The sequence below is a fragment of the Megamonas sp. Calf98-2 genome (assembly GCF_900110235.1).
GTDB lineage: Bacteria > Bacillota > Negativicutes > Selenomonadales > Selenomonadaceae > Megamonas > Megamonas funiformis.
Map to the genome: position 1 here is coordinate 13132 of NZ_FOCY01000028.1, position 15373 is coordinate 28504.

Below are 15373 nucleotides of genomic sequence, written 5' to 3' on the forward strand. Positions count from 1 at the left end.
TCATAAACTTCCATTTCCATAGATGTCTTTTTTTATTTTGTTGGAATAATTTCTTCAATAGATACGCCATTTGGCACATATAATACCATTTTTGCAGAAATTCTTTTTACAGAACCATCTAATACATAGCAAGCACCATTCATAAAATCGCAAATACGAACTTGTTCACTTTGTTCAATTTTTTCGTAATTGATAAGCACAGCTTTAGAAGCTTTTAAAGCATCAGCAGCAATTCTTGTATCATTGAAATTAGTAGGTTCAAATACAAGTACATTCATATTTGGCTGTGTATATACTTTCAAACTAGGACGATTATTATCTTCATAATTAGAAGATGCATTGTCTGTAGCTTCAGCTGTATTTGTATAAATAGCAGGGCCATTTGCTACACGTGTAACGCTAGGAGCTACTTTTACCACTTTTTGCTGTTTTTCTTGTTTTACATCAGCTTTTGTTTCAACTTCTTCTACTTCTTCAGGAATTAAGAAGTTTGTAATTTTTGATAAAAAATCCGCCATAATCTCACCTCAAATATCCTTTTATAACCCATAAATATATTTTATATAAAATTAAAATAAACCCATACTATGACAATTCTCTATAAAATAAAAAAATCCTGCAAAAAACTGTAATAAATATTATTTTCATAAAATTTATTTGATTGTTTAACTAATCAAATAAATTCATAAATATGATAAGAAGCGACACATATAAATGTCGCTTCTAACACATTATATACTATACTCAAAATTATTTTGCGTTTTTACGTAAACGTCCACGCTGAGATTTATCAAGAATAGTTTTTCTTAAACGAATGCTTTCTGGAGTAACTTCTACCATTTCATCTTTGTTGATGAATTCAAGAGCCTGTTCAAGACTTAAAAGACGAGGTGGAGTTAAGCGAATAGCTTCGTCAGAAGAAGAAGAACGCATATTGGAAACATTTTTCTTCTTGCATGGATTTACGTCCATATCAAGTTCACGAGTATTTTCCCCAATAATCATACCTTCATAAACCATTTGGTTTGGAGAAATAAACATTACACCACGGTCTTGAAGAGTATAAATACCGTATGGAGTTGTTTCACCTTGTTCAAATGCTACTAAAGAACCACGGCTACGACCTGGAATATCACCTTTATATGGAGCATATCCACGGAATACATGGTTCATAATACCATTACCTTTTGTATTAGTTAAGAATTCAGAACGGAAACCGATAAGTCCACGTGCAGGAATAGTGAATTCAAGACGTAAATAACCTTTTAATTCAGTCATATTGGAAAGTTCTGCTTTACGAGTACCAAGGGATTCCATAACTGTACCCATGAATTCTTGAGGTACTTCAATAGTTAAGTTTTCAATTGGTTCACAAAGTTGACCATTGATTTCTTTATAAATAACTTCTGGTTTACCAATCTGAAGTTCGTATCCTTCACGACGCATTGTTTCAATGAGAATAGAAAGATGTAATTCGCCACGACCAGAAACTTTAAATGTATCAGGGCTGTCTGTTTCTTCAACACGTAAGCTTACATTTGTTTCAGTTTCTTTATATAAACGGTCGCGTAAATGACGAGATGTTACAAACTGACCTTCACGACCAGCAAATGGGCTAGTGTTAACACCAAAAGTCATGGACAATGTAGGTTCATCAATATTAATGCTAGGTAAAGCCTCTGGATTTTCAGCATCAGCAACAGTATGACCAATACTTGCACTAGGAAGACCAGTAATTGCTACGATTTCACCAAGTTCAGCTTCGCTAACTTCCATACGTTTTAAACCTTGGTAAACATATACTTTACCGATACGCTCTTTAGTTTCGCCATCACCACTGATAACTACTACATTTTGACCTTCTTTGATTTTACCACGCATAATACGACCAATAGCTACACGACCAACATATTCGTCAGAATCAAGTGTAGTTACCATCATTTGAAGAGAACCTTCTACATCACCCTGTGGAGCTGGAATTTCTTTAATAAGTAAATCCATTAATGGTTCTAAGCTATCGCTTTCATCATCAAGATCAAGTTTAGCAATACCATCACGAGCAATTGCGTATACAACAGGGAAATCAAGCTGATCATCATCAGCACCAAGTTCCATGAAAAGTTCCAAAACTTCGTCATAAACGTCATCAATACGCTGGTCAGGACGGTCAATTTTGTTGATAACAACGATAGGTTTTAAACCTTGTTCTAAAGCTTTACGTAAAACATATTTAGTCTGAGGCATAGGACCTTCAGAAGCGTCAACTAATAATAAAACGCCATCAACCATGTTGAGTACACGTTCAACTTCGCCACCGAAATCAGCATGGCCTGGTGTATCAACGATGTTGATTTTTATATCTTTGTACATTACAGCTGTATTTTTAGACAAAATGGTAATACCGCGTTCACGTTCAATAGCATTAGAGTCCATTACTCTTTCTGCTACCTGTTCGTTAGCACGGAAAATATGGCTTTGTTTAAGCATTGCGTCAACAAGAGTTGTTTTACCGTGGTCAACGTGAGCTATGATAGCGACATTTCTCAATTTGTTATTAGTATACAAAAAAATTCCTCCCAATGTATTAATGAAAATTTTATGTTTACATTATCTAAAAAGATTAAATATCTCTTTACTAGTGTAGTATATCAATATCTTTATGTCAAATTAAAATACTAAAATAGCTAAAAATTTTTCTTTAGACTCAAGGTCTTTCCAAAGAGATTTTTCCTAATTTTCCTGCTCTAAAATCCTTAAGCACAGCAATAGCAGTTTTTTCAGTATCTACAATACCGCCTTTTTGTAAAAATCCACGTTTTTTGCCTACCAAAGTAAATAATTCTTCACTAGTTTGTGGAATTTCATCTATTTTATAGCGTTCTTTTATATTTTTAGCATAATCATCTTTTAAACGCCATAATAAGATTTCAGCAGCACGTTCAATATCATAAACTTCATCACTGATAGCTCCAGTAAAAGCTAAATTCAATCCCACTTCAGGATCTTCAAATTTTGGCCATAAAATACCTGGAGTATCCAATAAATCAAGATTATTTTTTATTTTAATCCATTGTTTTGCACGTGTAACACCAGGTTTATCAGCAGTTTTCAATGAAGCACTGCCAGATAATCTATTTATCAAAGAAGATTTCCCTACATTTGGAATACCTACAATCATTACACGAGCATTACGAGGTTTTACACCTTTATTAGCGAATTTAGCAGTTTTTACTTTTGCCAATTCATCTGCTACAGTTACTAATTGACGAATACCTTTACCATCTAAAGAATTGATTTTCACCACAGATTTTCCCATAGATGTGAAATATTCTTCCCATTTATTATTGATATTATTATCTGCTAAATCAATTTTATTCAAAGCGATTAAATGCGGTTTTTTACCAATTAAATCTTTTAAAATTGGATTTGCACTACTGTTAGGAATACGAGCATCACGAAGCTCAATAACCACATCAACTAATTTTAAGTTTTCTACAATAATACGTTTAGCTTTTGCCATATGCCCAGGAAACCAGTTTAATTGAGCAAGTGTTCCTAAATCATCATATTGCATATTTTCTTCCATTAAATAAACTCCTCCTTATATTAATATTCAAATATCTATAACACAAAATTCAAATTCCAACAAAAAAGGCACTATCTTGTGTCAACTACAAGACAGTGTCTTATAAAAAGTATTATATACCAATATATATGCAAAATCAAAATTTTTTTATTTTACACCTATAGCATTTATTTTATCTGGCTCTACTACAATAGTTTTTTCTATGCCATCTTGAACAATTACAAAAGTTGCAGGTTCAGATGAAAATATATCGACTAATTGTCCCATATTAAAATCTTCAAAATTATCGACTGTACTTTTACCGTTGATGCTAATTAAACAATCACCTGTTTTCATGCCAGCTTTTGCTGCTGGAGAATTTTCCGCTACGTTTATAATAACTCCATTATCTTTAATTTCACGACTAGAAGCTATTCCATAAACGTAACTATCAAAAAATACACGTTTCACAGAATTTAATACTGCCTTTAATTCTTTGACATTATCATATTCTTCAACTTCATTAGTGCCATCAGCATAAATTCTTTCATATTTACTAGAAAGTGTCATTTCTACATTATTGCCTTTTTGCACCAATTCACAAATAATATCTTTTTTATCGCGATACATGAATTTATTATTTTTATCTACAGTATCCACAACATTAAATAACACAATTGTATTATCATCTTTTTCTACTAAATTAGTTTTTGCTGAAAATATACTTATAGCTTTGACTATACCATGTTTCACTTGCTCGATATTTGTATTTTCAAATTCTTGATTAATACTACTAGCAAAACAATTAGCAGTAATTGCCATTAATAGCATAAATAAAACTAAAATCTTTTTCATTAAAACCCTCTCCTTAAAACTTTTAAATTTTAATCTTCAAAAGTTTTAGCAACTGTTTTTAGATAATCAACAATTGTCAAATGTTGCGGACAATGACCTTCACAACTTCTACATTCAATACAATCAGAAACTTTCGCATGGGTTTTTATCATATCTTGATATTTTTTCTTACTACCAGATGCCATGCCAAAACGTTTTTCATTATTATATAACTCAAAAACCTCTGGTATTTGAATTTGCATTGGACAATTTTCTTTACAATAATTACAAGCTGTACAAGCAATAGCTGTTGTATCATTGATGATTTTTGCCACTTTAAAAGTTGTTACAATTTCTTCTTTAGTAAGCGGTTTAAAATCTTCCATATAACTCAAATTATCTTCTAATTGTTCCCATGTTGACATGCCAGAAAGCACCATAAATACATCATCTAAGCTACTAGCAAAGCGAATTGCCCATGAAGCCACTGACATTTTTTCATCTTGAGCTTTCAATAAATCTATACCAGCCTGCGGAATATTTACCAATTTACCGCCTTTTACAGGTTCCATAACAATCACAGGTTTATGATATTTTTGGCATACTTCATAACATTTGCGAGATTGCACGCTATCGCTTTCCCAATCAAGATAATTTATTTGTAACTGTACAAATTCAATATCTTCACCAATTTCAAGTAAAATCTTTTCTAAGAATTCTGCTGTATCATGAAAAGAAAAACCTAATTTTTTAATCTTACCTTCCGTTTTCATTTGACGCACAAAATCCATAGATTTAAATTCTTTGATCTTTGCATAATTATCAACATCTAAACAATGCAATAAATAATAATCAAAATAATCTACACCACATTTTTCTAATTGCTCATCAAAAATACGTTTATTATCTTCTATGGATTTCAACTGCATTGTAGGTAATTTATCCGCCAATAAAAAGCTTTCTCGTGGATATCTTTTAACTAAAGCTTCCTTTACAAATAACTCACTTTGATAATTATGGTACATGTAAGCAGTATCAAAATACTTAAAACCTTTTGCCATAAAAGTATCAACCATTTTACAAAATTGTTCCATATCAACCTTGTTATTTTCCACATCAAGCATAGGTAATCGCATACAGCCAAAACCAAGTTTCTTTAAATTTTCCATAATCCCACTCTCCTAAAATATATTTATTTAAATTATAATATTTTTTATAGATATTTTCTATGTTATAATTTTCCATCACTAAAATGATAATCCTATAAAAAATAATCTATAATAAGCATCATATTTCTACAAAATTCATAAAATAATGCTACCTCTCATATATTTTAAAAATAACAAAAAGTCAAATTTCTAATAACAAAAGCTCTATAAAGGCTTATAAAATAAGTATAAAAAATTAGTCAAAAAGTCAAAAATAATTGTTGATATTTTGACTAATTCGAGTATAATAATAATTGTAAGGACGTTAAGAGATACAAAAGATAAGAAGTATTCCTTAAGATACTTACAAAATCTAAACTTTAATCTTATAATTTTACTAATAACAATAAATAAAAGTTAAATGCGGACTTGATAGTCCGTTTAATTCAAAATAAACTTTGACTTTTTGACTTTATTTATTGCTCTATACATGGAGGTTGTTATTTATGTTCGGTTTAGTTCCATTTGCAAAAAATATTGCTAAAAGTAATGATGATTTCAATAAATTATTTGATGTTTTCAATGAACCTTTCTTTCATGAACCATTTGCAAAAATGAATTCTTATGTAAAATCCTTTAAAGTCGATGTAAAAGATACTGATAAAGCTTACGAACTCACTGCTGAATTACCAGGCATCGCCAAAGAAAACATTTCTCTTGACTACAATAAAGGTTATTTAACAATTAAAACAACTACTACAAAATCCACAGAAGAAAAACCTGCTGAAAATGCTAATGATAAGAACGAAAAACCTCAAGAAAAATATATTCGCCGTGAACGTTATGTAGGTGAAATGCAACGTTCTTTCTACATTGACGATATTGATGAAAAAAATATCAAAGCTTCCTATCAAGATGGTATCCTGACTGTAATTTTACCAAAAGCTACTAAAGAAGAAACAACTACCAAAATTAATATTGACTAATTTCTTTTAAATAGAATTTGACTTTTAAACTTTTAGGAGGCATTTATTATGTTTGGTTTAATTCCTACATTTACAAATAATCTTGCATCTAGAGACAATTCTTTCAAATCTATTTTTGATGTTTTCAACGAACCATTTTTCCAAAACGCATTTGCTCCAGTAAATTCCATGTTCAATGCATTCAAAGTTGATGTAAAAGATACAGATAATGCTTATGAACTCACTGCTGAATTACCAGGAGTAAAAAAAGAAAATATCGCTCTTGATTATCAAAATGGTTATTTAACTATCAAAGCTACAATGCAAAATGAACAAAATCAGAATGAAGAAAGTAACTACATTCATCAAGAACGCTATTATGGCACAATGCAACGTTCATTCTATGTAGGTCAGATAGATAAAGCTAACGCTAAAGCTGAATATACTGACGGTGTTTTAAAAATGACATTGCCAAAACTTCAACCACAATCAACAACTACTCAAATTGATATAGATTAATATAAATTTATCCTTCCTCCTGCAACTCCTTTAAAATTAAATACGTTATAAATTAAAGATAGCCTTTATACTTGAGAGATTATCTACTCTTAGTATAAAGGCTATTTTTATATTATTTAAATTTATTATTATAGGGTATAATTTATAACACTAAAATTATTAAATATTTTTTCTATTTTTTCTTGATATTCACTTTCTTTCATACGAATATTATTATATTCATTCTCTACATTTTCACACTCTCTAACAATACTTTCTTGAATACTAACAGAAGGTACTGGTATTTTTATGCTACCAATCATTAATGATAAATTTTTAATATTTCCTCCATTTGCTAATATTCTAATGTTATTTTGCATATCTTTCAAACTCAGTAATAAATATATATATTTTGAATTTATATTTGATGAATTACTCCTTAGAATTCCCATAAAACCGCCAGCTATATAATTTGTATCTTTATCTATATAACATAACTTTCCTAAATGTTTTATACTACCATTAGAAAAGCACATAAATATATCTCCTTTTTTTAATATTTTAGTTTTATCAATATTTTTGTCTTCATTTAAATATACCTCTTTCTTTAACTCAAACCTATTATCAATAGTAATATTATCTGAGGTTAAGACTATATTTGATGTTTTATATGATACTTGTTCTAGTTTTTTATAATTCATACCTCTTATTATTTCTAAAAAATCACCTATTTTACAAAGTTTATATTTACTATTTATAGTTTTTACTTCATTTACATATATATTTATTTCTTTATTAAAACATATTGATTTAAAGTTTAACATATTTTTCATTTCTAATAACTTGATATATTTGTCAATATGATTGTCTACTAATGTATATTTATTTTCAAAACTATCTCTAATATATTTGGCAATATATTTTTTATCATCCCTATTATCTTCATCAAAAAGCATTCCGCCCATTTTATTTATTTGTATTCCTTCATTGCCTTTTCTATTACTCCAATCATATCCTAAAAACTCTTTTTGCTTTGTATTTTCAACAGGGGCTGTGACTATAATTGTCTTATTTTCTCTTATCATTCCAAAGAAAAATAATTTATCTTTCTCTATTTCATAAACGTATTCGTAAAACTTTTTATTTAATATTTTATTTTGTTCTTTTTCAGATTGATTTTTAAATGCATTTTTTTTCATTAATTTTTTTACATTAGAAGAATTCTCAAAGGCTATAACATACATTTTAAAGTAATTATCTACAAATTTTTTATAATTTATTTTTTTCATTATAAATTCATTATAAATATTTTCATCTACCTCAATATGCCTTAAATAATCAAGATAAATTTTCCTATCAATCCAATCATCTGAAAAATTATTTTCAAAAATTGCATTAATACTATCTTCTATCATTTTATATTTTTTTGGTGGTTCATTATGTTTTTTCAAAAATAATATCACAGTATTCGTTCCTGTTGCTCCAAAAGTTTTACTTCCTAACGATACAATAGACTTTATATCAAAATTTTTTAGTAATACTTCTCTTGCACCTATATAACTTGATGTATTATTACTTAAAATACTTAATGGCAAAATAACACCTGCTACTGCGCCTGGCTTTAATAATTGAGCAATTCTTTCAATAAATAATACCTCTATCTCACCACCATCATCACTAATTTTATCAAAAAGTTCAAAGCTATTTTCTCCAAGATTTAAATGATTTTTAAAAGCTTTTACTGAATATGGTGGATTTGCTACAAGTATATCAAATTTTTCATTTTCTATATTTTTATCTTTAGCATTATCTAGTCCATCACCAAAAACAATATTTCCATTTCCTGCACCATTCATAAATAATGATACTTTTGATACTCTAGCTAATCTATAATCTTTTTCTATACCAAAAATATTTTCAGATACCCAACTATTATCATTATTCCCTATAATTTTATTTATTACATCTATTCCTTCTGTCAAAAAATGTCCTGATCCACAAGCATAATCTATAACTTTTGGATATTTTATTTCTTTATTTATGTTTAAAATATTTTCTAGAGGTATACTTTCCCAAATAAATTTTGCTATTGGTGTTGGTGTAAAAAACTGACCTTCATTTTGTTTAAAACCTTTATTTAACAACTGCTCAAACAGATCTCCAAGAAATTGGTGCTTAGCATTATAAACAATTCTATATCGTTCAAAAAGCTGTACCATTTCTACTAATATTTTTCCATTCTGAAAAAATAATTCTTCATTGTGAACATCTTTAAATGCAAAATCATTATTTGAATAAAATTTAAGTATCTTAAATTTTTCTTTTAAATCTTCAATAGCATTTTTCCTTTGTTTTCCTGTAAAATGCTCAAATAACCAAACTGGATAATCATTTGATACATACAATATTTTTTCTCTCATAAATTTTTCCATACCATCTTTATGAAGTCTCTGCAATCTATCCTGTAAACTTTCATAAGTATCTGTACCTTGTTTATATTGAAACTCCATAATATCTTCATCTGTTTTAAGAATTTCATCTACTAATTTACATATAAAAAGTGCTATTAATTTGTTAAAAGCATTCTCTTTATCACTTACATTATTATGTCTAAGTATTTCTTCAAAACTATTTACTATTTTATCATTAGGATAAAAATTTTTTAAATCTTTTTTTCTAATAGGTCTTTCTCCTAATTTATAAGCTACAGTATCTTTTCCAAAAATAATATTTTGCCAAGTTTTTTTGTTATATGTTTTTTCCCAAACTAAAAACAAACTTTCTTTATTATAAGCATTTTTATATAATTTAACATTTTCATTTTTTTTATTTATAATTGATTTTTCTATATTAGGATCATCTATTATTGATATTGTTTCACTAATAAAAACAACTGTATTCTCTTTAAATGTACTTGCATATAACATAAGCCACTTTGCTGATCTTTCTTGCTGTAAATAACTAAATAATTGCCCTCCATCACTATTTAATTCAGTTAATGCATTTATATATTCTTTTCCATATGTTTTACATTCTATAATAAATAAAGTATCGACACCTTCTCGATTTTTAACACAAATATCCGCTCTACCACTTTTTTTAGTATGTCCCAAAGACCATCTTTTTTCCAATTCAATATGCTCTGGACGATATCCCTTTTTGAACAAACGATGTACACATTCCAATACCACAAAATTTTCTAAGTTGGAAAAATTACAAGTTTGTTTTTCATTTACTATAAAACCTTTGTCTTCAGGATAAATTATTTTTTCATTTTTAATGTCAACCATTATTTTACAATCAACATTTTCAAATTCATATACATATATATCATCTAATTTTACATAACCTAAAAAGATCAACACATCTTCTATATTATCTCTATTTATCATTTTTATCCTCATTTCTTACATTATTGTATTTTATTATAACAAATTATTTTACAATGACAAAATCTCAACAATATTATATATATTAATTCTTAGTAAACCAAAAACATCTTTAGAATTGACTATATCTTTTTATTTTCTTATAATCATATCAAAACATACTTTATAAAATTCAATTTTATAAATATATAAGGAGATAATTTTATGTCATCATCATCATTAACAACAAAAACCCTATCAAAAATGGCTGTTTGCGTAGCTATCATCTGCATATCAGCTTACATATCTTTCCCTATCACTGCTGTTCCGTTTACTTGCCTTACTTTAACTATGTTATTATCAGCATTTTTATCCACACCAAAAGAAACACTAATCATCATGATTGTCTATACGCTAATCGGAGCTATCGGTCTTCCTGTATTCTCTGGTGGTGCAGGTGGTTTTAACTGTTTATTCTCCCCAACTGGTGGTTATCTTTGGGGCTTTATCGTCAGTTATCCTATTGCTAGTTATTTAAAAGGAAATAAAAACTCCTTCAAAAACTTCTTTTTAGCAGGACTTGCTGTCATTCCTATCACTTATATTTTTGGTGTAGCTATGCTTTGCTTCATTATGAAACTTTCCATTTTAGAAGGCATCACCATTGGTGCTTTACCTTTCATTCCTGGTGATATCATTAAAACTTTAATTGCCAGCTATGTTGCTGTTCGTTTGCGCAAAAATTTATTTTATTAATCGAGGAATATATATGATAAACAATAATTTTTTACAAGAAGGTATCTCACCTTCTTATTTTTTTCAATATGTTGATACCTTAACTAATCTAAACTTACATTCACTTGTAATCTATAAAGATAATAAATTGCTCTCTAAAGTTTATATTGCCCCTTATAATGAACATGAAAAACAGATTTTATTTTCTGTGAGCAAATCTTTTACCGCCATTGCTATGATGTTTGCTCTCCAAGATAAATTATTTACATTGGATACCACAATTTATTCACTTTTAAAACACAAATTAAATTTTGAACCTACTGAAGATATTAAAAGCATCACCATACATCATTTATTATCCATGACTTATGGATTCATCGACAAAGAAATTCAAGATTTTTACTTAAAAGATGATTGGATTAGTGAAGCATTTTCTTTAAAACTACAGACAAAGCCTGGCACTTCCTTCTTTTATAATAATCGTTGCCCATTTTTATGTAGTGCCATCATTCAAGAATTAACTGGCAAAAATCTTTTGACTTATCTACAAGAAAAACTTTTCTCTCATTTAAATATAACTAATATAAATTGGGAAAAAAATACTCAAAACTACGATAAAGGCTCATGGGGTTTAAGCTTTACCACAAAAGATTTAGCTAAATTCGGTCAATTTATACTCAATAAAGGCTCATGGAATAATAAACAATTACTAGCCCCAGAATACATTGAAAAATTACTCACAGTATATATAAATACAGATGATAAAGTTTTTCCAGATAGTAAATTAGGCTACGGTTATTATTTTTGGAAATGCCAACCTGAAAAAGCCTTTCGCTGTGCTGGTCTTTTCGGGCAATATTGCATTATCTTGCCCAAAGAAAATATGGTCATATCTATAACTAGCAATGCTGAAAACGAACAAAAACAAGCTATTTTATCTGCTACATGGAAATTCTTAGCTCAAATAAAAAAAGATAATAAATCCTCTACTCAAGATTTATCATCTTTAAATAACTATCTTTCTAAGCTTCATTTACCATATTTACCTAATGACAATTCCATTATTCCTGAAATCTTTCAACAAGAATTTAAGTTTTCTCACAATCCTCTAAATTTAAATTCTATTTCTTTCTCCCAAATTGCCCCTGATTGCATCAGAATTAATATTACCTTAAACACTAGAAAATATAATTTGTTAGCTAAACTAAACGCTTGGCAAAAGAATAATACTAATTTCGAAAATGATAACTTTGATTCTTGTACAACTATTTTCTATGAAAGCCCTTACGCCAACTATGGCTGGCAAAATAACAAACTAAATTTAAAATTAGTTTATAACCAAGGCATCTTCATTGATACCTTAGAATTTAACTACTACAACCATCAACTATACCTACATTACAACCCTACTCCATCTTTCATCATCAGAACAAAACCCCATTACCTCATATCCAACCCCATAAAATAACAAAAAGGCTAGAGTATAGATTGCTCTAGCCTTTAATTTACACACTACAAAAATACAATACCTAACCATTTCCACATTAGCAGGCTTTTACGGTAACTGAAAGCTATTGGCAAAAATAAAATCACGACTACATTTTTAATTCATCATAATACCAAACTACTTCCACATTATAAATTTAGTGGTAACCATAGATTATTGAAAAAAACTTTGTTAAATACCAACAATACCTAACCATTCTCGCATTAGCAGACTTTTACAGTAACTGAAAACTATTGGCAAAAATAAAATCACGACTACATTTTTAATTCATCATAATACCAAACTACTTCCGCATTATAAATTTTAGTGGTAACCATAGATTATTAAAAATAAATTTTTAAATATCAATAATACCTAACCATTCCCGCATTAGCAGACTTTTACGGTAGCTGAAAGCTATTGGCAAAAATAAAATTATGACTACGTTTTTTATTCATTATAATACCAAACTATTTCCGCATTATAAATTTTAGTGGTAACCGTAGGTTATTGAAAATAATTATTGCTGAATACGGTTTTAATCTGAATGTTTGAGCGTAGCGAGTTTCTAAGCGTTGTATGAAGCAATAATTATTTTCAAAACTAAAAATTTATCTGCGGTGGTTTTCTTTGGTTCGTTTCTTTGCCATCAAAGAAATGAACATATCTTATTTATATCATTTGCTTTTCATTGCATTTTTAACGCATAATTCTTTTTTAATATCCCATAATTTTTGAGATAAATCTACATAATAACGATGTGGATTTTCAAAGCGTTTTACTTCATCCCATAAAGTTTCCACTTCTTTTTGACAATATGCTTTTATTTCTTCTATAGATGGGCTTTCATATACACATTCACCATTTTTAAAGATAGGAACTTGCAATTCTCTAGCAGTGAAATTAGTGAGAGTTTTTTGTTTCCATGTAGCATTTGGATCAAAAATAGTATGTTCTTTTGTTGTATCAATTGTTTCATCATATAAGCAAAGTTCATCAGCGATAGCTTTGCCAGTTTCTTTATCATACAAACGATATACTTTTTTGAAATGTGGATTTGTTATTTTAGAGATATTTTCGCTGAGTTTAATTTTTGGTGTAATTTCGCCATTTTCATTTTCAATAGCTACTAATTTATATACACCGCCAAACACAGGTGCAGATTTTGAAGTAATCATTCTTTCACCTACACCAAATACATCTACTTTAGCACCTTGCATTAATAAATCACGGATTAAATGTTCGTCTAAAGCATTAGATGCTACGATTTTACAATTTGTAAGACCTGCTTCATCAAGCATTTTTCTAGCTTGTTTAGATAAATAAGAAATATCCCCAGAATCCAAACGAATTGCAAAATTAGTAATACCTTGTAGCACAAGCATTTCTTTGAATACGCGAATAGCATTTGGTACACCACTTTTTAAAGTATTATAAGTGTCTACTAATAATACTGCATTATGAGGATAAATTTCACAATAAGCTCTAAATGCTTCATATTCAGAATCAAACATCTGTACCCAAGCATGAGCCATAGTACCACTAGCTGGCACTTGATAAAGTTCATCAGTAAGTGTGCAAGCTGTTCCAGCACAACCGCCGATATATGCAGCTCTAGCACCTTTTACCGCACCATCTGCACCTTGAGCACGACGAGAACCAAATTCTAATACAGGTCTACCTTGAGCAGCTCTTACTATGCGATTTGCTTTTGTAGCAATAAGAGATTGATGATTTAAAGTCAATAAAATAAAAGTTTCTAAAATCTGTGCTTCAATAGCAGGAGCTTTGATAGTCATAATTGGTTCACGAGGGAAAATACAAGTTCCTTCAGGAACAGCATAAATATCCCCTGTAAATTTAAAGTCAGCTAGATATTCTAAGAAATCTTCACTGAACATATTTTTAGAACGAAAATATTCAATATCTTCTTTATCAAAATGTAAATCTTTTATATATTCTATTACTTGTTGTAAGCCAGCTGCTATAGCAAAACCACCATCATCAGGAATATTACGGAAAAATACATCAAAATACACATTTTTTTTATGTAAATTATTTTTTAGATAGCCATTTCCCATTGTAAATTCATAAAAATCACATAACATGGCTAAATTTTCATTTTTTGAATTCATAAAGAACTTCCTTTCAAATTTATAACAAAAATATTATAAATCCCTCTCTATTATTAATATACTTCATTTCTTTTTACAAAAATAAAAGTTATATTCCTTAATATTATATAGCAAGCTGTATTTATTTTCTACTCTTTAAATAAAAATAATCTGATTTTTACAAATACATCAATATAAATAAAAAAGAATTCCGTAATATTATAGAATTCTCTCTTATTTTCTCATATTTATTAAATATTATTTAATATTTTTAGCTTATCTAGCAAAAACACATTTGCCATTAATATAAGTTTTATTAACTTTTACCAAATGCGAGCGTAAAGCCCCTAAATTTATTTATGGGGATATAAGCTCGCTAAAAAACAATGATTCGATATCATTGTTTTTTATTGTATTATATTTTTAATAGTTATATAATATTTTTATGAAATATAAATCAAATAATAATATAGTATATTCTTGTAAATATCATGTAGTATTTTGTCCTAAATATCGTAGAAAAGTGTTGAACAATGGTGTTGATGAACGATTAAAGGAGTTGATTAATAATATTTGTCAGGAGCTTCACGTCGATTTAATCGAGATGGAAGTAAAGCCAGACCATGTTCATTTGCTTTTAGAAGTTGATCCACAATTTGG

12 protein-coding genes are annotated in these 15373 nt (G+C 28.6%); 5 read left to right on the top strand and 7 right to left on the bottom strand.

Translation table 11 applies throughout. The features are described 5' to 3' along the window. Positions 1-32: 32 nt before the first annotated feature. From BMX03_RS08760 to BMX03_RS08780, 5 genes are all read right to left on the bottom strand, one after another. Positions 33-518, bottom strand: a complete 486-nt coding sequence (locus BMX03_RS08760) for a cell division protein SepF (protein ID WP_015563375.1) — start codon at positions 516-518, stop codon at positions 33-35. 232 nt (positions 519-750) lie between these two features. Then, entirely contained in the window at positions 751-2565 is a 1815-nt protein-coding gene (typA, locus tag BMX03_RS08765; protein WP_022228038.1) for a translational GTPase TypA, read from the bottom strand. 139 nt (positions 2566-2704) lie between these two features. Then, on the bottom strand, positions 2705-3586 hold the full coding sequence (gene ylqF / locus BMX03_RS08770; RefSeq protein ID WP_008537671.1) for a ribosome biogenesis GTPase YlqF: 882 nt from the start codon (positions 3584-3586) through the stop codon (positions 2705-2707). Between the two features lie 147 nt (positions 3587-3733). Further along, positions 3734-4420, bottom strand: coding sequence for a PDZ domain-containing protein (locus tag BMX03_RS08775; RefSeq protein ID WP_091694905.1), 687 nt, complete (start codon positions 4418-4420; stop codon positions 3734-3736). A 29-nt stretch (positions 4421-4449) separates the two neighbouring features. Continuing rightward, positions 4450-5568 (bottom strand): aldo/keto reductase, encoded by a 1119-nt coding sequence (locus tag BMX03_RS08780; RefSeq protein WP_091694909.1) that lies wholly within the window; start codon positions 5566-5568, stop codon positions 4450-4452. 485 nt (positions 5569-6053) lie between these two features. Between BMX03_RS08780 and BMX03_RS08785 the strand changes: the two genes are divergently transcribed. Together BMX03_RS08785 and BMX03_RS08790 are read left to right on the top strand one after the other, a co-directional pair. Continuing rightward, entirely contained in the window at positions 6054-6533 is a 480-nt protein-coding gene (locus tag BMX03_RS08785; RefSeq protein ID WP_091694912.1) for an Hsp20/alpha crystallin family protein, read from the top strand. 48 nt (positions 6534-6581) lie between these two features. After that, complete coding sequence (locus BMX03_RS08790; protein WP_091694915.1) at positions 6582-7031, top strand: Hsp20/alpha crystallin family protein; 450 nt, start codon at positions 6582-6584, stop codon at positions 7029-7031. A 128-nt stretch (positions 7032-7159) separates the two neighbouring features. Here the strand turns inward: BMX03_RS08790 and BMX03_RS11430 are convergent, their stop codons facing one another. Next, a complete protein-coding gene (locus tag BMX03_RS11430; protein ID WP_255361462.1) occupies positions 7160-10402 on the bottom strand; it encodes an N-6 DNA methylase in 3243 nt (1080 codons plus the stop codon). 201 nt (positions 10403-10603) lie between these two features. Between BMX03_RS11430 and BMX03_RS08800 the strand changes: the two genes are divergently transcribed. Together BMX03_RS08800 and BMX03_RS08805 are read left to right on the top strand one after the other, a co-directional pair. After that, positions 10604-11134 (top strand): biotin transporter BioY, encoded by a 531-nt coding sequence (locus BMX03_RS08800; protein ID WP_091694918.1) that lies wholly within the window; start codon positions 10604-10606, stop codon positions 11132-11134. Positions 11135-11147: 13 nt separating this feature from the next. Next, a complete protein-coding gene (locus BMX03_RS08805) occupies positions 11148-12581 on the top strand; it encodes a serine hydrolase domain-containing protein (protein WP_091694921.1) in 1434 nt (477 codons plus the stop codon). Positions 12582-13276: 695 nt separating this feature from the next. On the opposite strand, the gene BMX03_RS08810 is transcribed toward BMX03_RS08805, so the two are convergent. Further along, on the bottom strand, positions 13277-14734 hold the full coding sequence (locus BMX03_RS08810) for a nicotinate phosphoribosyltransferase (protein ID WP_091694924.1): 1458 nt from the start codon (positions 14732-14734) through the stop codon (positions 13277-13279). A 424-nt stretch (positions 14735-15158) separates the two neighbouring features. Here BMX03_RS08810 and tnpA point away from each other — a divergent pair. Further along, positions 15159-15373 (top strand): IS200/IS605 family transposase (gene tnpA / locus BMX03_RS08815; RefSeq protein ID WP_143052082.1); only part of this gene is annotated, 215 nt, incomplete at its 3' end.